Raw genomic sequence first — 18140 nt, forward strand, 5'->3', positions numbered from 1 at the left:
TTGCCGGCCATTTCCAGTTCTGATCAGACATGAGCAGCTCCGGCATCGACCGCGCCTTCGAGCGTCGCCTGGCGACGCTGATCAACACGCGTGAGCCGCGCGTCCTGCAGAACGGCTTGAAGGGCGTGGAAAAAGAGTCGCTGCGCGTCTCGCCGGACGGCCACATCGAACAAAGCTCCCATCCGATCGCCCTCGGCTCGGCGCTCTCTCACGAGCACATCACCACCGACTACTCGGAGGCGTTGATCGAGCTGGTGACGCCCGCGTTCCGCGAGTCCTGGCAGCTCCTGCAATACTTGTGCGACCTGCATCAGTTCGTCTACCGCCATCTGGGCGAGCAGCTGCTGTGGGCAACCAGCATGCCCTGCATGCTGACCGGCGACGCCGAAATCCCCATTGCCCGCTTCGGTCGCTCCAACATCGGCCAGATGAAAGAGGTGTACCGGCTGGGGCTGGGCAATCGTTACGGTCGCATGATGCAAGCGATTTCCGGCGTGCATTTCAATTACTCCTTTCCACAGACGTTCTGGCCGGTGCTGGCCGAAGTCTTGCAAGAGAAGAGCGCCGGGCAGGATTTCATCTCGGCGCAATATTTCTCGTTGCTAAGAAACTACCGTCGCCATGGTTGGTTGATTCTGTATTTATTCGGCAACTCGCCGGCGCTGTGCAGCTCGTTCGTGCGCGGCCGCGATCATCAATTGGAAACATTCGCGCCCGGCACGCTTTATGCCCCGTACGCGACGTCGCTGCGGATGAGCGACCTGGGCTATCGCAACAAGAGTCAGGCCGGCGTGAACATTTCGGTCAACAGTCTCGACGAATATGTACGGGATCTGACGGCCGCGGTGAGCACGCCCAATCCGGAGTACGAAAAGCTCGGCGTCAAGGTGGACGGCGAGTATCGGCAGCTCAACACCAACCTGCTGCAGATCGAGAACGAGTACTACAGCTACATCCGGCCGAAGCGGGTGGCCCGCTCGGGCGAGCATCCGTCGCAGGCGTTGCGTCGTGGCGGCGTGGAATATGTCGAGTTTCGCGCGCTCGACGTGAGCGCGTTCGATCCGGTCGGTGTCAATCAGAACAAGCTGCGCTTTTTGGAAGCATTCGCGGCGCTGTGTGTACTGAAACAGAGCGATCCGATCGATGCCGGCGAGCAGGCACAGCTGGATGCCAATCATGCGGTGGTCGCGCGGCGTGGCCGCGAACCGGGATTGAAACTAAACCGCAATGGGCAGCCGGTAGAATTGCGTGCTTGGGCGCTGGAGCTCATCGACTCGATGCGTGGCATCTGCGAGTTGCTGGATCAAGGCGATGAGCGCAAGCCGTATACGGCCGCGTTGGATTTGCAACAGACCAAGATCGACGAGGTGGATCGCACACCCTCGGCGCGAAGCTTGCAAGAGTTGCGAACCACCGGTGAAAGTTTCGCTCAATTCGCGCTGCGGATGTCCCGCGTGCACAAAGCGTACTTTCTGGACCTGTACCCACCCAACGAACAGCGCTTGGCGGAATTCAGTGCCGAAGCCCAGGAGTCGCTCGAGCGACAGGCCGCGGTCGAAGCCGCCGATGACATGACTTTCGACCAGTTCCTGGTCAAGTATTTTGCAAGATAGAGTTCGTCGCCGCAGAGCTGATCGTCAGCGGATCAATTTCAAACAGCTCGCGCGAATCCAGATATCGCAGCGCCGCGATTTAGCGGGTGAATATTATTTTTCGCGCCGACTAGCGTAAGTTAATTGCGAGGGTTTACATTCGACTTCCTGGCTAGCGCTGCCGATCGCTGAACATAATCGAGCGATTTTGCGGGCGAATCCATGTCTGTCGAGTGTCTCGCGCACGGATGTCTCAACGAAGACGCCCAAGGTTCCGAAACTGAGAACTGCGCACGCTTTTACGGTCGGGTGAGAAATAACATGGGCACGTTTTTTTCATTCGAAGCCGCGTGAGAGCGCTCCGCCGACTGACTTTTATGAGCACACTAATCAAACCAGCCGTCAGCCAGATCATCAGCGGAGGATCGGCGGCCAATGCCGATCAGCTCGGCAGCGCCATCGCCCTGACGGCGCCGGAAGTCGGCATCGACACGGTGATCGAGCCGAACCTCGGATCCACCGGAGGCTGGGATGCCTACGAAGTCTGGCGCCGCCTGATCAAGGACGCGCGCGATCGTCGCAAACATCAGGATTCGAACTAATCCCCGGGCCGGCGCCACAAACAGGTTACGCAGGCGGTGCGGATGCGCCGCCCCGGTCTGATTACGCGCTGCAGCTCCAGCGAGGCTTTCCACGCCTCAAGTTCGACGATCCCGATCTGGAGCGGCGCTTCCGGCGCTCCCATCTCGCCAGAAACCGGGCTCAGATCAGTCGCAATCTGCTGCTGGGCATCGGCTTCGTCATCGGTTTCTCGGCAATCAATCGCCTGGTATTGCCCGCGGCGGTGAGCCAGCCGCTGGATCTGATCCGGCCCACCGTGCTCGGACCGATCTTTCTGATCGCGCTCCTGATGGTGCACACCAGGCTATATCAACGGTGGTATCCCATCGTGTGCCCGTACGGGGCATCCCTGTTCGGCATCGGGGTGGTGGTGCTGGCGGTGATCGCGGCCACTCAAGGCGTCAGTCTGATCGGCTCGGTGGTGCTGGCCATGATCTATAACTATCTGATGCTGGGCCTGGCGTTCCGGCCGGCGCTGACGGCGTCGTTGCTGGTGCTGGTTTCCTATCCCGTCATCGCGACGCTCGCCGGCATGCCAGCGCCGCAACGGCTGGTCGATGTAGGTGTATTGCTGTTCACCAACGCCATCGGGGCGATTGTTTGTTATTCGCTGGAGCGCGCCAACCGCACCAACTTCCTCGAGTCGCAGCTGCTGATGGAAACGGCGCGTCGTGATGGATTGACCGGCATCGCCAACCGTCGCACGTTCGACGAGCACGTCGACCGGCTCTGGGCCCAGGCGGCGCGCGAGGGCCGGCCGCTGACCTTGCTGATGATCGACATCGATCATTTCAAAGCCTACAACGATCGCTTCGGTCATCAAGCCGGCGACGAGTGCCTGCGTCGCGTCGCGTGGTCGTTGAGCAGCCATGCGCGCCGGCCGCTGGATATCGCGGCCCGCTATGGCGGCGAGGAATTCGCGATGGTGCTCTACGACTCCAGTCGTCAGCACGCGGAGGACATGGCGCGACAGATCCAGGCCGGGATTGAGTCGCTCGCCATCACGCATGGCGCATCGCCGATCTCGAGCAAGCGGCTGACCGTGAGTATCGGCATCGCGTGCGTCCAGCCCATGAGCGACCGCAGTCACTACGGCTTCATCCAGCTCGCGGACGAGGCGCTGTACGCCGCCAAGGAGCGCGGCCGCGATTGCATCGTCATCATGGACAAGGAATACAGCGACCTCACCACTGGGTCGTTTCGCAAGAAAGCGGCCGCGGAAGCTGGCGTCACCCACTGAGAAAGCGCTGTCAGCGCGCTGACCGGCGGTGTCATCGCCGACACCGATACTTTGATCTCAAAACCGTATTGGCCTCGGTCTTGCAGGGGATCGGCGGGCGGCTATGATCGTTGGATCTCGCTGCCGACGGCAGCTCCATCCATCGACTATTACAAAGCCCGGCGGTTTCGGCGCGGGCGGCGAGTGTTGTCATGCCCCAGAAGATCAAGAGCCTGCTGATCGCCAACCGCGGCGAGATCGCCATCCGCGTGATGCGCGCCGCCGCCGAACTCGGCATTCGCACCGTCGCGATCTACTCGCAGGAAGACCGCTTCTCATTGCATCGAATGAAGGCGGACGAGAGCTATCTGGTCGGCGCGGGCAAGACGCCGGTCGAGGCTTACCTGGATATTGCCGACATCGTGCGCATCGCCAAGGCCGCGCAGGTCGACGCCATCCATCCCGGCTACGGCTTCCTGTCCGAGAACCCCGAATTCGCCGAAGCCTGCGCCGCCGCGGGTGTGATCTTCATCGGCCCGACGCCGGAGATCATGCGTCGACTGGGCAACAAGGTGATGGCGCGCAACCTCGCGGTCTCCGCCGGTGTGCCGGTGATGCCCGCGACGCCGCCGCTGCCTAGAGATGATGCGGAGTCTTTGCGTCTGGCGCGTGAGGTCGGCTTCCCGGTCATGCTCAAGGCGAGCTGGGGCGGCGGCGGGCGCGGCATGCGCATCGTCGAGACCGAAAAGGAGCTGCCCGAAATGGTGGCCACCGCCCGGCGCGAAGCCAAGGCGGCCTTCGGTAACGACGAGGTTTATCTCGAAAAGCTGGTCCGCCGCGCGCGCCACATTGAAGTCCAGTTGTTAGGCGATGCGCACGGCAACCTGGTGCATCTATTCGAGCGCGATTGCACGGTTCAGCGTCGCAATCAAAAGGTCATCGAGCGCGCGCCCGCCACGTTCTTCAGCGCGCAGCAGCGTCAGTCGCTGTGCGAAGAGGCGCTCAAGATCGGCCGCGCCGTGCGCTATCTCAACGCCGGTACGGTGGAGTTCCTGCAGGACGCCGACAGCGGCAAATTTTATTTCATCGAAGTGAACCCGCGCGTGCAGGTCGAGCACACAGTGACAGAGGCCGTCACTGGCATCGACATCGTGCGCGCGCAGATCCGGATCGCCGAAGGCGCGAAGATCGGCGATGCCGACAGCGGCGTGCCGAAACAGGAAGACATCCGCCTCAATGGCTACGCGATGCAGTGTCGCGTCACCACCGAAGATCCGGAAAACAATTTCATTCCGGACTACGGCCGCATCGCGGCCTATCGCAGTCCCGCCGGCTTCGGCATCCGGCTCGACGCCGGCACCGCGTATTCGGGCGCGATCATCACGCGCTCCTACGATTCCCTGTTGGTGAAGGTGACGGCGTGGTCGCCGACTCCGGCTGAAACCATCGCGCGCATGCATCGCGCGTTGTGGGAATTCCGCGTTCGTGGCGTCGTGACGAATCTGCGCTTCCTCGATCAGCTGATCCTGCATCCGCAGTTCGCGTCCGCCGAGTACACCACCAAGTTCATCGATCAGACGCCGGAGCTGTTCCGGTTCCCGCGCAAGAAGGATCGCGCGTCGCGCCTGTTGAATTTCATCGGCGACGTCGTGGTGAACGGCAATCCCGAAGTGAAGTCACGACCGCGTCCGCAGCGACTGGTGCAGCCGAAACTGCCGAAGATCGAATTGCCCGCGCCGGCGGCGGGCACCAAGCAGAAGCTCGCTGAGCTCGGGCCGGACAAGTTCGCGCAGTGGATGCTCGATCAGAAGCGCGTGCTGCTCACCGATACAACGATGCGCGACGCGCATCAGTCGCTGCTCGCGACGCGCTTCCGTACGTATGACATGAAGGCCATTGCGCCTTACTACGCAAGCTTGCTGCCGGATTTGTTCTCGGTGGAGTGCTGGGGCGGCGCGACGTTCGACGTGGCGATGCGCTTCTTGAATGAATGCCCATGGGAGCGCTTGCAGGAATTCCGCCGTGCCATGCCGAATCTGCTGCTGCAGATGCTGCTGCGTTCGGCGAACGCGGTCGGATACACGAACTATCCCGACAATGTCGTCAAGTATTTCGTGAAGCAGGCGGCGCAGTCGGGCATCGACTTGTTCCGTGTGTTCGACTCGTTGAACTGGGTCGAGAACATGCGCGTCGCCATCGACGCGGTTCGCGAGTCCGGGGCGCTGTGTGAGGCGGCGATTTGCTACACGGGCAATCTGTCCGATCCGCGTCAGACCAAGTACGACTTGAAGTATTACTTGTCGATGGCGCGCGAATTGAAATCGGCGGGCGCGCATATCCTCGGTATCAAGGACATGGCGGGTCTGTGCCAGCCGCGCGCGGCTTACACGCTGGTCAAAGCGCTGAAGGAAGAGATTGGTTTGCCGGTGCATTTCCATACGCACGACACGAGCGGCATCGCGGCCGCGAGCGTGTTGGCGGCAGTGGATGCTGGCGCGGATGCGGTCGATGGCGCGTTGGATGCGATGAGTGGTCTCACGTCGCAGCCGAACTTGGGTTCCATCGTCGAGGCGCTGCGGCACAGTCCGCGTGATTCCGGACTGAATCCGGAAAACCTGCGCGTGCTGTCCGGGTATTGGGAACAGGTGCGTCACTGCTACAGCGCATTCGAAAGCGACCTGCGTTCGGGCGCGTCCGAGGTGTACGTCCATGGCATGCCCGGCGGACAGTTCACCAACCTGCGCGAGCAGGCGCGCTCACTGGGTATCGACGATGTGCGTTGGCCGGAAGTGGCGCGCGCGTATGCCAAGGTGAATGAGATGTTCGGCGACATCGTCAAGGTCACGCCGACGTCCAAGGTCGTCGGTGACATGGCGATCATGATGGTCACCAGCAATATCACTCCCGAGCAGATGCTCGATCCCAATACCGAGATTGCGTTCCCTGAGTCGGTGGTCTCGCTGTTCCGCGGCGATTTGGGTCAGCCGTATGGCGGGTTCCCGGCGGCCTTGCAGAAGAAGATCCTGAAAGGCGCGGCGCCCATGACGGGGCTGCCGGGTGAGGTGTTGGCGCCGATCGATTTGACCAAGGCTCGCGATGAGGCGCAGAGCAAGACGTGGCGCGAGATCACCGATGAGGAATTCGCTTCGTACTTGATGTATCCGAAGGTGTTCCTCGATTACATGAAGAACCGGTTGGATTATGGCCGCGTCAGCGTGTTGCCGACGCCGCTGTTCTTCTATGGCATGGAGCCGGGCGATGAAGTGACGGTCGATATCGATCGGGGCAAGTCCCTCATCGTTCGATTCGTGGCAGTGAGCGACAGCCATGAAGACGGCACCCGCACGGTGTTCTTCGAGTTGAACGGTCAGCCGCGCTCGGTGAAGGTCCCGGACCGCAGCCAGGTGGCGCTCAAGCCCCCGCGTCGGAAAGCCGAGCCCGCCGATGCGAATCACGTCGGCGCGCCGATGCCCGGCACGGTCGCGACCGTCGCCGTTCGCCAGGGAGACAAGGTGAAGCGGGGCGATGTGTTGCTGACGATCGAGGCGATGAAGATGGAGACGTCGGTTCGCTCGGACCGGGATGCGACGATTGGCGAGGTCGTGACGCGGACCGGCGAAACGGTGGATGCGAAGGATCTGCTGGTGGTGCTGGCCTGACGCCGCGGTCGCTGGCTGAGCGGGGCCCGGTCTACCAGGCCCCGATCGATTCCATCGACACCGGCATCCCGATCGCGAAGCCTTGCCCGAAATCCACGCCGATCAGGCGCAGCTTCTCCATCGCCTCCAGACTCTCGACGGACTCCGCCACCACCTTCTTACCCATCACGTGTCCGATGTCGGTGATGGACCGGACCATCTCATAGTCGATCCGGTCCGTGACGATGTTGCCGATGAACAGGCCATCGATCTTCAGGTAATCGACCGTCAGTGCCTTGAGATAGGCGAACGAAGACACGCCGCTGCCGAAGTCGTCGAGCCCGAACGCGCAGCCCAGCTCCCGCAACCCGGCGATCAGTTGATTGGCTCGCGTGAGATTCCCAATCGCCGCGGTCTCCGTGATTTCGAATCCGATCCGTTCCGGCGGGACGTCCATCTCGACGATGGACTGGCGAATGAAGTCCTGCAGCTGCGGATCGCCCACCGAGTCGCCCGACAGGTTGATGAAGATCCGCGACACCCGCTCGATCTGCGCCCGATGAGTCGAGATCCATTGCAGGGCCGTCGTGATCACCCAGCGATCCAGTCGCTGCGACAGGTTGTACCGCTCGACCGCCGGTAGGAACGCGCCGGGCGGCACGACTCGCCCCGACTCGTCTCGCATTCGAACCAGCAACTCGTAGTTGCGCCTGGCTTGCCGGTCGCCTTGCAAGGGCACGATCGGTTGCGCTTCGAGAAAAAACCGGTTGTCGTTGAGCGCTCGCTTGACCCGCGCGACCCACTGCATTTCGCCGTGACGTTGCGCGACCAACGAGTCGTCTTCCTGATAGACATGAATCCGATTGCGCCCCTGATCCTTGGCGGCATAGCAGGCCGCGTCCGCCGCCTGCAGAACTTGAGTGACGCGCCGGAACGTCGGCGTGACCGGCACGAGTCCAATACTCGCGCCCACCGTGAACGTGCTATTCCCCCACACGAACGGGTGATGCTCGACCGCCTTGAGCAGGCCGTTGGCCACCATGACCGCATCGTCGATGCCGCAGTCATGCAGCAGCAGGCCGAACTCGTCGCCGCCCAGGCGGGCCAGCGTGTCGTTGCTTCGAACCCGACCCTGCAGAACTTGCGCGAGTTGTCGGAGCAACTCGTCGCCGGCGATGTGGCCGCAAGTGTCGTTGATGATCTTGAACTGATCCAGGTCCAGGTAGCAGACCGCGTGGCTCGAGCCCGACTGTACCGAGTCCAGCGCCCGTTGCAGCCGCAGCTCGAACTCGCGCCGGTTGATCAGGCCAGAGAGCGCGTCGTGACTCGCTTCGTACGACAACTGCCGGGACAATTCATGCGCTTCAGTGATATCGGTGAGCGTGCCTTCGTAGTAGATGGCCTGGCCCTGCTCGTCGCGGACCGCGCGGGAGTTCTCCAGCACGACGATCTTGCGGCCGTCTTTGCGCTTCAGCACCAGCTCGGCGTTCCGGATTTCGCCGGCGACCGCCATGCTCCGCAGCCAGTTGTCCCGCTCCTCGGGATACATATAAAGGTCGCGCTCGATCCGCAGCTCCAGCAACTCGTCCTCGCTGGCGTAGCCGAGCAGGCGGACCAGTGCCGGGTTGGCGGCCATGAATTTGCCGTCCGGCGTGGTCTGGAAGACGCCGGCGACCACGTTTTCATACAACTCGCGGTAGCGGGTCTCGGAGGCCTTCAGTGCCAGCAGGGTATGGGTGCGCTCGGTGGCGTAACGCAGCGCCTTGTTGAGCAGCGTACTGACGATCTGTTGTTTGATCAGGTAGTCGAGCGCCCCGCGCTCCACCGCCTCGATCCCCAGTTCCTCGTCGACCTGGCCGACCAGGACGATGATGGGCCGGTCGGCGGCCTTGGGCTGCAGCCGCAGGAAAGTGGTCAGGCTCAGGCTGTCCGGCAGGTGCAGGTCCAGCAGGATGACATCGGCGGGGGGCTGCCCCGGGCGCAGCCGGACCAGGCCGTCGGCCAGGGTCCGAACCACTTCCAGCTCGAATGGCTGATCGCGGATCAGAGCCAGTTCCTCGCGGAACAGTTGCTCGTCCTCGGCGTTCGCATCGATGAGCAAAACGGTTGCGGGCATTTGAGCGGGGAGTATATCGCGGCAGCCACTACTTCCACGGTGCTGCCTTGCGTGGTTAGATCGTGGGGCGATGAACGGCAGCCGGACGAATCGGCTTCCCAGACAGTGAGAGCCCTGATGATCGGGAGACCATGTTGATCGAAGATGCGTCGCCAGGACCGTCGAGGCGTGGGCCGTAACAGAATATGACGCTACTGCGAGTCGCCGAACCTCAAGAAGAGCGCGCACACCGGCTGGAGCGTGAATTCCAGGCTGTGCTGGACGCGGCGGTCGACGCCGTCGTGCTGTTCGATCATGAGGGCCGCATCGAGCTGTTGAACCATGCCGGCGAGCGCATGTTCGGCTACAACGAACAGGAGGTCATCGGGCTGAAGGTCAATATCCTGTTGCCCGAGCCGTACCGCTCCCAGCACGACGACTACCTCCGCCATTACATCGAAGCCGGCGAGCCTCGCATCATCGGCATCGGTCGCGAGTTGCTGGCCAAGCGCCGGGACGGCAGTGAGTTCTCCGCCGAGCTCGCGGTCGGCCGGGTGCAGGGCACCGACCCGCCGCGCTTCGTCGGGTTCATTCGCGACATCACCGTACGGCGGAACGCGGAAGAGGCGCTGCGTCGTAGCGAGGCCCAACTGACCATCGCGCAGGAGATCGCGAACCTCGGCAACTATGTCGTGCATGCCGATGGCAAGTTCGAGGACTACTGGTCGCCCCACCTCTATCGTGTGTTGGGGCGTCGCTATGGCGAACCGTATATTGGGGTGTACGAGTATCTCGAGCCGATGGTGCATCCCGCCGATCGCGCGCGTTGGCAAGCAGCGCGCGACGAGCTGGAGACCAGCGCGCGCTCCATGGACATCGAGTATCGAGTGATTCATCCGGACGGCTCGCTGCGTTACGTGCATCACATCGCACAGACCACGCGACGGCCGGATGGCAGAGTGTTGAGACAAGTGGGGACGTTGCACGACATCACCGATCGTCGTCGCGCCGAAGACGAAGCGCGACAGATGCAGGACCGTATCGCTCACTTCGGGCGTATCTCCACCATGGGTGAAATGGCGGCCGGCATCGCGCATGAAGTCAATCAACCGCTGACCGCCATCGCGACCTATGCGCAGGCCTGTCAGCGCTTGATCGCCGCCAACGACTTTTCGCAAGAAGAAGTGGAGACGGCGCTCAATCACATCGGTGCGCAGGCCTTGCGTGCCGGCGAGGTGATTCGCAGACTGCGCACGTTCGTCAAGAATCGAGAAGTACGACGAGAATTGATCGAAGCGAATCGCCTGCTCGACGACGTGGTGACGCTCGCGCAGACCGATGCGCGACACAACGGCGTGCGGCTGGTACTCGAGCCCTCATCGTTGTCGCCACAAGTGCAGGCGGACGCGGTACAGATCCAACAGGTGGTTTTGAATCTGGTTCGCAACAGCATCGACGCGATGTTGACGGTGCCCGAAGTACGACGGGAGATTCTGCTGCGAACCTCGGTGGACAGCGAAGGCGACGTCGAATTCATGGTGGCCGATCGGGGCACCGGCGTCGATCCGGCGGCGATGGCCGAGCTGTTCAATCCCTTCTTCACCACCAAGCCCGGTGGCACCGGACTCGGCCTGTCGATCAGCCGGTCCATTGTTCGCGCTCACGGCGGCAAGCTGTGGTGCAGCGCCAATCCCGGCGGCGGAGCGCGATTCTTTTTCACACTGCCGGCGGTGCCGGCGTCAGCAGGGAGTCAGCAATGATGATGAGAGCAAGCGTGACCAACCAGCGACCCACGATCTTCGTCGTCGACGATGACTCCGCGGTGCGCGACGCGCTGAAGCTGCTGCTTCGATCGGTTGGCCAATCGGTCGAGACGTACGGCGCCGGCTCGGAATTCCTCGAGGCGTACAGCGAGGATCGTCCCGGCTGTCTGGTGCTCGACATCCGCATGCCGGGCATGTCGGGGCTGGAGCTGCAGCAGAAACTGAACGAAAAGCACTCCATTTTGCCGATCATTTTTATCACCGGGCACGGCGACGTGCCGATGGCGGTGGAGGCCATGCAGGCCGGCGCGGTCGACTTCATCCAGAAGCCGTTCCGCGATCAGGATCTGATCGACCGTATCAATCAGGCGCTGGAGAAGGACACCAGCAATCGCGCTGCGCTCGGCGAGCGCAACGACATCCGTCGCCGTTTAGAAACACTGACGCCGCGTGAGCGCGAAGTGCTCGACCTGGTCGTGCACGGCAAAGCGAACAAGGTGATCGCCGGCGATCTGAAGCTCAGTCAACGCACCGTGGAAATCCACCGCGCGCGCGTGATGGAGAAGATGCAGGCATCGTCACTCGCGCATCTGGTACGCATGGTGCTCGAAGTCGGTCAAGTGTGAACGCGCGTATACGTATACATGTGCGTGCGCTGGAGATGATTTTGCTGAGCTGACAGACGCTTGCGGGCAATCGGCGATTTGCTTGGTTCGACCTAGAAAAAACCCTTAAAAAACCCTGTGAGAGCAGCGTTCAGCGGCGCTGCCTTCCTTAAGTACAAGTGCGACTTTTTCACAGGTGGCGCTCCGCCAAGATAACAGCATGCGACCACGGCCCACAGGCAAGTCCACCGCCCCCAATCCTCCCTGCGGCTCGGGCTTTCCAAGCACAGTGGCCGTGGCCGCTTTTTTCTCAGCGCAGATCAAATGTTCAGTCCTGCTGTGTCGTACTCCCGCCCCATCGTTGCAGTAATCGAAGCCGACGCAACGGACCGCCGAATGCTTTGTTCTTTGTTGAGTAACCTGAACGCGGACGTTCAGGATTACGACAGCGCCGAGAGCTATCTCGCGTCGCCGCTCGGCATTCGAGGCGGATGTCTGATCACCGACATGGCCTTGCCCGGCATGTCCGGTCTGGATTTGCTGAAACGTCTGCGCGCGAATCACACGTCGACGCCGGTGATCTTGTTGGGAGAAGACGCGGATGTGCGCGCCGCTGTGGCGGCCATGCGCGAGGGGGCGGTGGACTTCATCGAGAAGACGCACGTGGACTTGTCCATCGTGCGTCGCGTCGCGTATCTACTCGATCATTCCCAACATACCCATTAAGAATAAATTTCACCCCGCCTTCGGCGGGGTGAGTGTGTTGTGTCTTGGACCCTTCGGCGGGGCGGAAGTGTCGGTTGTTACTGCAGCTCGGCGCGCGGATCGAACGGCAACTCACGTTGCATGCGTTCATATAGCTCGCGTGCTTCCGGCGTATCGGCCGGGGGCAATACGATCTTCAATACTACGTATTGATCTCCCGGCGTCGCGCCCGGCAGCCCGCGACCTTTGAGTCGCATGCGCTGTCCCGCTTTCGCATTCGCTGGAATGCGCAAGTCGACGGCGCCCGCCAGAGTGGGTGTCGGCACAGTCGCGCCGAGTGCCGCTTCCCAAGGCGCGATCGGCAACGTCAAAGTCACATCGCGACCTTCGACTTGAAACAACTTGTGTTTGCGGAAGCGCACTTCGAGATACAGATCGCCGGCGGGCCCGCCGCCGTGACCGGGGCTGCCCTGACCGGCGAGCCGGATGCGCTGACCCTCGACGATGCCTTGAGGAATCGTGATCTTCAGGGTGCGAGCCGCACCTTGCCCGCTCTTCAACTCGATGGTCTGCGAGCCGCCGCGGAACGAATCTTCCAGGTCGATTTCGATGGCCGCGACCTGGTCGTCGCCCGCCATCGCGAAGCCTCGTCCGCCGGCGCCGCGCGCGCGACCGCCGGCGCCGCGAGCCGCAGCCCCGCCGAACAGTGACGAGAAGAAGTCGCTGAAGCCGCCTTCCTGATCGCCGAACGCATTGGAGAACTCGAAGTTCTGACCCCAATCCGGCGGCGGACGGAATTCCTGGCCCTGGCGCCAGTTGCTGCCCAGCTGATCGTAAGCGGCGCGCTTCTGCGGATCCTTCAGGACCTCGTAGGCTTCCTGCACTTCCTTGAACTTGGCCTCGGCGTCCTTTTCCTTGCTGACGTCCGGATGATATTTGCGCGCGAGCCGGCGATAGACGCGCTTGAGCTCGTCCTGGCCGACGTCGCGGGCGACGCCCATGATCTTGTAGTAATCCTTGTATTCAGGCACGACGAAACACCACCTCACGCCCGATTCGGGTCGGGCCGTTGCAAGCGACCGATACTAATGCCACCCATGGAAAGGGGCACGGATTGTCCGTGTATGGCGACGTAGATGGCGCTTGCTACCGCGCTTTCAAGCGGCGGCAGTCAGCGCGTGAGGCGTGTCTGGCGTTTTTTCAAGGCGAAGACGCCAAGGAGCAGGGCGAGCAGACCGGGGCCGGCGGCACCGCCACCGCCGCCACCACCGCCGCCGCCCGAGGGGCTGGCCGACTGAGTGGCCGACATCGTCGAGCCGGTGACGCTGACCGTCGCCGTCGCGGTGTCATTGGCCGCGACCGTATCGATCTGCGCGCTGGAAATCTGTGCCTGAAGGGCGGCGCTGCCGGCGGTGGCTGCGTTCAGCGTCGCGGTGCCAGTCGCGCTTGCGCCCGGCGCCAGCGAAGCCAGCGAACAGGTGATGCTGCCGTTGCCGACCGTGCAGTCCGTGCCGCCGAACGTCGCACTGGAAGCCGTAACGCCCTCAGGCAGGGCGACGGTGAGCGTCACTGCTTCGGCGCTATTGTCGGATAGGTTGCTGGCGGACAGCGTGGCGTTGAAGGATGTGCCTGCCGCGATGGAGGCTGGCGCCTGCACGTTCACCGCGAGGTCCACGTCCGGCAGCGTGCTGATCGTGCCCGTGCCGCGATTGTTGTTCAGGTTGCTTTCGTTGGCCGCGCTCACGTTCACCGAGATGGAATGTGACGTCGCGACCTCGCTGCGCAGGGTGAGATTGACCACCGCCGAGTTGCCGCCGGCGATGTCGCCCAGCTCGCACAGGACCACTCCCGCGCCACTCGTGCACGAACCACCGGTCACGACCGCGTCTTCGATCCTGAGGTCCGGCGGCAACAGGATCTCGGCGCGCGCATTCGCAGTGGTCATGCCGCCCACGTTGCGCACGGTGAGATTCCATTGGAACGAATCGTCGAGCGGGCGCTTCAGAGTGCCCAGGCTGGCGTCCACGGCGATATCGGCACTTGCCAGCGCGGTCACGCAGCTCGCGCTCGCGGCCCGCGCCTTGATGATGTTCAAGCTGCAGGTGGAGAATTTGTCGCTGCCATTGATCGACGGCGACATGAGATAGGAACCGACCGGGGTGCTGGCGCAGGCTTCATTGCTATCGCCGTCGTGAGGCGCGCCGAAGCTGTGACCGATTTCGTGAGCGGCGATCAACGATTCCACCCAACGCGTGTTGCTGGATTCGGTGAGGCCGACGCCGAACTGGCGGCTGCAAACGTTGTTGACGTATGCGATGCCCACCGTCGTGCCATCCAGATTGCGGCCGGTGAACAGGTGCGTCAGGCCGCGCGAATACAGATTGGGCGAGCGGTTGCGCAGATCGCCCAGCTCGCTGAGCAGCGAGTTCGCCGAAGTGGTGGCGGACAGCGAGTCGCCGATGTCGACGCTCGGCACGCTGATCTCGATGCCCAGCTGCGAGCTGAAGATGCCGTCGACGTTGTTGAGTCGACGCAGGATCTCGTCGCGGGCCTGCGCTTCGGTGCCGAAGCGGTTCATGAACAGGACGTCGCCCAGCGCGGAGATTTCGATGCGCTTGGTCGCGCCGACCGCCTGCATGACGGCGGGCGAGCCTTTGAGCTCGCCGAGCATGGAGCTGTAAGCATCGGAACCCTTGCGGGCTTCAGTGCTGGCGTCCGAGCCGCAGGAAGCAGCGCCGGGAGCCATCAGCACGTCCTTGAGACGGAAGATGGCAGTAGCGTCCGGGTCGGCTGGCGTATTCGCGGGCAGCGAGCCCTGCAGGTCTTCCACTGGCTCGATGACGTACAGTTCGGAGCCGTCCCAGAGCATGCCTTCGATCTTGCCGTCCGCGATCGAGACGCGGGCCCAGGAGCCGGCGGCATCGTTGATGCGGCCACGGTAGAGCACGAGGTCGCTGGCGCCGGCGCCGGACTTGCGTTGGATCAGGGTGGAGAGCTTGTCGTTGGGCTCGAGCGTCACCACGAAGCGGCGGCCGTACGCGTCGAACTGCAGTTCGCGCGTCGGGGAAGACTTTTGCTGACCGATGCCGCTGGCCGGAGCGGCGAGCTGCAGCGGTTCGTAGTAAAGGATCTGGGAGTCGGCGCGCTCCAGGCCGAATGCGGACCCCGTCACAGCGCTGCAAACGATGGCTGCGAGCCACTGAAGGCGTCCGCCAAGCCGCTTGGCGCCGTTATGCGTTCCGCCTCCCATCGCTCTGAATCAACCCACTGCTGTTGTGTTATGACGGCGCACCTTTTCGCACACGGCCAGGAGGCCGGCAACGGCACCAATGGGCCATTTGCGCGAGGACGCGATCTGGATCACGCGCCAGTCTTCAATACTGCGATGAAGGTTTGATTTCGGCCCGGTGACCGAATGAGCCCGCAACTGCACCAAACGCGCGCGCCGGGCCTGAATGGCGCGCTAAACTGGTGCGCGCGCAATCGGTTTTTTACCGTCACGCTGCTGGTAAGCTGAAGGCTAGCGGTCACGTCCGGTCGTTCGTCGCGGCATAGAACGTGCATTGCATAGCTTCGCCGCGGTGTGCGAGGTTGTCTGGCCACGCCACGCGACCCGGCGGAAACCAAAACCCTATTCCCGACCCCGCGCGTCGCAGGCGGCGAGGTCGGCAGCGCAATCGAGACAGGAGCCACGGGGAATGAAACTCATCAGCGCAATCATCAAGCCGTTCAAGCTCGACGACGTTCGTGCCGCGTTGTCGGAAATCGGCGTGTCCGGCATGACAGTCACCGAGGTGAAGGGCTTCGGCCGGCAGCGCGGTCACACCGAGCTGTATCGCGGCGCCGAGTACGTGGTGGACTTCGTCCCGAAGACCCGCATCGAAGTGGCGGTGAAGGATTCGCTGGTCGATCAGGTGACCGAAGCCATCATCAATGCCGCCAAGACCGGCAAGGTCGGCGACGGCAAGATCTTCATCACCGACCTGGAGCGCGTGCTCCGCATCCGCACCGGCGAAGCGGACGATCAAGCACTCTAAAGCGACTCGGGCATTGAGCTGCGCAGTCCCTGCTCCGCTCAAGCCCTGGGTGGCCATCCATGGCCACCCGCTCGGCGGAGCGAAGCATGCTTCGCTAAAAGACACCGCCGAGCCCTGCCACTCGCGCTTGAGGCGCAGAGGGGAAAAGGCGCGACTTTTCCCCCTGCGCTCGCCGTCTGCGCCGGCGGGCACGTCCCTGTGCCTGGGGTGGCGTAAACTAGCTCTCATGACCGGCATCATTCGCTTCCATGAAACAGGCGGCCCCGACGTTCTGCGTTGGGAATCCATCGAGCTGGGCGAGCCCGGACGCGGCGAGGTAAGGCTGCGGCACGGGGCCGTCGGCGTGAATTTCATCGATATCTACGAGCGCAACGGCCTCTACGAGAAGTCGCTGCCCGCCACCCTGGGCAAGGAAGCGGCCGGGGTCGTCGAGGCCGTCGGCCCCGGCGTCAAACAGGTGAAAGTCGGCGATCGTGTCAGCTACGCGCAGGGTTCGGGCGGCTACTCGGAAGCCCGCGTCATGTCGGCCGACGATCTGGTCCGGCTCCCTGACAACATCGACGACCAGACTGCCGCCGCCGCGACCTTGAAAGGTCTGACCGCGCAGATGCTGCTGCGTCAGGTCCATCGCGTGAAGAAGGGCGACGCCTTGTTGATCCACGCCGCCGCCGGTGGCGTCGGGACGATTCTCGTGCAGTGGGCCCGTCATCTCGGCGCGACCGTCATCGCGGTGGTGGGCTCCTCCGCCAAGGCCGATATGGTTCGCGAACTGGGCGCGCAACACGCGTTGCTCAGTGACGATGATTGGGTGGGTCAAGCCAAGGCCATCACCGGTGGACGAGGCGTCGCGGTCGCGTATGACTCGGTCGGCAAGGACACCTTCATGCGCTCGCTCGACACCATTCGCACCCGCGGATTGATGGTGAGCTACGGCAATGCTTCGGGCGCGCCGCCGGCGATTTCACCGCTGGAGTTGTCCAAGCGTGGCTCGCTGTATCTGACGCGACCCACGATGTTTCATTTCACCTCGACGCGTGCGGCGCTCACCAAGGCGGCGAGCGAGCTGTTCGATCTGATGGGGCGCGGTGTGATCAAGGTTCACATCGGCCAGACCTATCCGCTGAAAGAAGCGGCCCGCGCGCATGCCGATCTCGAAGCCCGCCGCACGACGGGCTCGACGGTGCTGTTGCCCTAGATCGAAGTAATCGGCGCCCAGTGCGGCTGCGACGACACGCGATCGCACCAGCTGCGAATGTTTGGATAGGGCGCGAGATCGAAGCCGCCCTCGTGCGCGACATGCGTGTACGCGTACAGGGAGATGTCGGCCAGCGTGAATTGATCAGCGACCAGGAAGTTGCGCTCGCGCAAACCATCTTCGAGCACGTCGAGCGCCGCGTACCCGCTCTTTTTCTTTTCTATGAGTTTTTCGCCGAGCTCGGCCCGCGTCTTGCCCAGCATTTTCAGCCAGAAGCGCACCGTGCCGATGTTCGGCTCCAGGTTGTACTGCTCGAAGCACAGCCATTGCCACATGCGGGCGCGCTGATAGGGCTCGTCCGGAATCAGCGCCGAGCCTTCGGCCAGGAACGAGATGATGGCGTGGCTCTCGGCCAGGCAGCCTTTGCCCGGGATTTCCAGCAGCGGAATGCGACCGTTGGGATTCTTCGCCAGGAATTCGGGAGTGCGCGTCGCGCCGATTTTTATATCGAGCTCGATCAGCTCGTACGGCAGCGCCAGCTGCTTGAGCACCAGGCGCACTTTATAGCCGTTGCCGGAGGGCAGGTAGTCATACAGGCGATACATCGTCTCTCCAATCATCATCGGACGCAGGTACAGGTTCCAAGAACGCGTTCAAATGAATGAACACG

General features: G+C 62.8%; 13 protein-coding genes. 9 read left to right on the forward strand and 4 right to left on the reverse strand.

What is annotated here, in order from left to right; all coding sequences use genetic code 11:
• Window positions 1-29 precede the first annotated feature (29 nt).
• The 4 genes from gshA (at window position 30) to EKO19_RS10080 (ending at window position 7091) form a co-directional block, all read left to right on the forward strand.
• Complete coding sequence (gene gshA / locus EKO19_RS10065; RefSeq protein WP_175597011.1) at window positions 30-1613, forward strand: glutamate--cysteine ligase; 1584 nt, start codon at window positions 30-32, stop codon at window positions 1611-1613.
• Between the two features lie 356 nt (window positions 1614-1969).
• Window positions 1970-2194 carry a hypothetical protein gene (locus EKO19_RS10070; protein WP_129776299.1) on the forward strand — a complete coding sequence of 75 codons (225 nt, stop codon included), beginning with the start codon at window positions 1970-1972 and terminating at the stop codon, window positions 2192-2194.
• Between the two features lie 242 nt (window positions 2195-2436).
• Window positions 2437-3453 carry a GGDEF domain-containing protein gene (locus EKO19_RS10075; RefSeq protein WP_129776300.1) on the forward strand — a complete coding sequence of 339 codons (1017 nt, stop codon included), beginning with the start codon at window positions 2437-2439 and terminating at the stop codon, window positions 3451-3453.
• Between the two features lie 191 nt (window positions 3454-3644).
• Complete coding sequence (locus EKO19_RS10080; protein WP_129776301.1) at window positions 3645-7091, forward strand: pyruvate carboxylase; 3447 nt, start codon at window positions 3645-3647, stop codon at window positions 7089-7091.
• Window positions 7092-7122: 31 nt separating this feature from the next.
• Here EKO19_RS10080 and EKO19_RS10085 read toward each other — a convergent pair whose 3' ends face one another.
• Window positions 7123-9186 carry an EAL domain-containing protein gene (locus EKO19_RS10085; RefSeq protein WP_129776302.1) on the reverse strand — a complete coding sequence of 688 codons (2064 nt, stop codon included), beginning with the start codon at window positions 9184-9186 and terminating at the stop codon, window positions 7123-7125.
• 185 nt (window positions 9187-9371) lie between these two features.
• Here EKO19_RS10085 and EKO19_RS10090 point away from each other — a divergent pair, with 185 nt between their 5' ends.
• The 3 genes from EKO19_RS10090 (at window position 9372) to EKO19_RS10100 (ending at window position 12259) form a co-directional block, all read left to right on the forward strand.
• Entirely contained in the window at window positions 9372-10925 is a 1554-nt protein-coding gene (locus tag EKO19_RS10090) for a PAS domain-containing sensor histidine kinase (protein WP_129776303.1), read from the forward strand.
• The gene (gene fixJ / locus EKO19_RS10095) at window positions 10922-11554 is read left to right on the forward strand and encodes a response regulator FixJ (protein ID WP_230979466.1); all 633 of its coding nucleotides are present in this window, start codon (window positions 10922-10924) and stop codon (window positions 11552-11554) included. Before EKO19_RS10090 ends, fixJ begins: the two co-directional genes overlap by 4 nt.
• Window positions 11555-11857: 303 nt before the next feature.
• Window positions 11858-12259 (forward strand): response regulator, encoded by a 402-nt coding sequence (locus EKO19_RS10100; RefSeq protein WP_129776304.1) that lies wholly within the window; start codon window positions 11858-11860, stop codon window positions 12257-12259.
• Window positions 12260-12336: 77 nt separating this feature from the next.
• On the opposite strand, the gene EKO19_RS10105 is transcribed toward EKO19_RS10100, so the two are convergent.
• Together EKO19_RS10105 and EKO19_RS10110 are read right to left on the reverse strand one after the other, a co-directional pair.
• A complete protein-coding gene (locus EKO19_RS10105) occupies window positions 12337-13269 on the reverse strand; it encodes a DnaJ C-terminal domain-containing protein (RefSeq protein WP_217705239.1) in 933 nt (310 codons plus the stop codon).
• Between the two features lie 140 nt (window positions 13270-13409).
• Window positions 13410-15410, reverse strand: a complete 2001-nt coding sequence (locus EKO19_RS10110; protein ID WP_175597012.1) for a M12 family metallo-peptidase — start codon at window positions 15408-15410, stop codon at window positions 13410-13412.
• A gap of 526 nt (window positions 15411-15936) precedes the next feature.
• Here EKO19_RS10110 and EKO19_RS10115 point away from each other — a divergent pair.
• Both EKO19_RS10115 and EKO19_RS10120 read left to right on the forward strand, forming a co-directional pair.
• Entirely contained in the window at window positions 15937-16275 is a 339-nt protein-coding gene (locus EKO19_RS10115) for a P-II family nitrogen regulator (RefSeq protein WP_116807733.1), read from the forward strand.
• Between the two features lie 226 nt (window positions 16276-16501).
• Window positions 16502-17470, forward strand: a complete 969-nt coding sequence (locus EKO19_RS10120) for a quinone oxidoreductase family protein (protein ID WP_129776306.1) — start codon at window positions 16502-16504, stop codon at window positions 17468-17470.
• Here the strand turns inward: EKO19_RS10120 and EKO19_RS10125 are convergent.
• Complete coding sequence (locus EKO19_RS10125; RefSeq protein ID WP_129776307.1) at window positions 17467-18075, reverse strand: glutathione S-transferase family protein; 609 nt, start codon at window positions 18073-18075, stop codon at window positions 17467-17469. The genes EKO19_RS10120 and EKO19_RS10125 overlap by 4 nt on opposite strands.
• Window positions 18076-18140: the final 65 nt, after the last annotated feature.

This window comes from Peristeroidobacter soli, from assembly GCF_004138485.1.
Lineage (GTDB): Bacteria > Pseudomonadota > Gammaproteobacteria > Steroidobacterales > Steroidobacteraceae > Steroidobacter > Steroidobacter soli.

Excerpts from the sequence above, each read along its gene's own strand:
- gshA (WP_175597011.1), top strand. The coding sequence starts at position 30 with ATGAGCAGCTCCGGCATCGACCGCGCCTTCGAGCGTCGCCTGGCGACG.
- EKO19_RS10070 (WP_129776299.1), top strand. The coding sequence starts at position 1,970 with ATGAGCACACTAATCAAACCAGCCGTCAGCCAGATCATCAGCGGAGGA.
- EKO19_RS10080 (WP_129776301.1), top strand. The coding sequence starts at position 3,645 with ATGCCCCAGAAGATCAAGAGCCTGCTGATCGCCAACCGCGGCGAGATC.
- EKO19_RS10085 (WP_129776302.1), bottom strand. The coding sequence starts at position 9,186 with ATGCCCGCAACCGTTTTGCTCATCGATGCGAACGCCGAGGACGAGCAA.
- EKO19_RS10090 (WP_129776303.1), top strand. The coding sequence starts at position 9,372 with ATGACGCTACTGCGAGTCGCCGAACCTCAAGAAGAGCGCGCACACCGG.
- fixJ (WP_230979466.1), top strand. The coding sequence starts at position 10,922 with ATGATGATGAGAGCAAGCGTGACCAACCAGCGACCCACGATCTTCGTC.
- EKO19_RS10100 (WP_129776304.1), top strand. The coding sequence starts at position 11,858 with ATGTTCAGTCCTGCTGTGTCGTACTCCCGCCCCATCGTTGCAGTAATC.
- EKO19_RS10115 (WP_116807733.1), top strand. The coding sequence starts at position 15,937 with ATGAAACTCATCAGCGCAATCATCAAGCCGTTCAAGCTCGACGACGTT.
- EKO19_RS10120 (WP_129776306.1), top strand. The coding sequence starts at position 16,502 with ATGACCGGCATCATTCGCTTCCATGAAACAGGCGGCCCCGACGTTCTG.
- EKO19_RS10125 (WP_129776307.1), bottom strand. The coding sequence starts at position 18,075 with ATGTATCGCCTGTATGACTACCTGCCCTCCGGCAACGGCTATAAAGTG.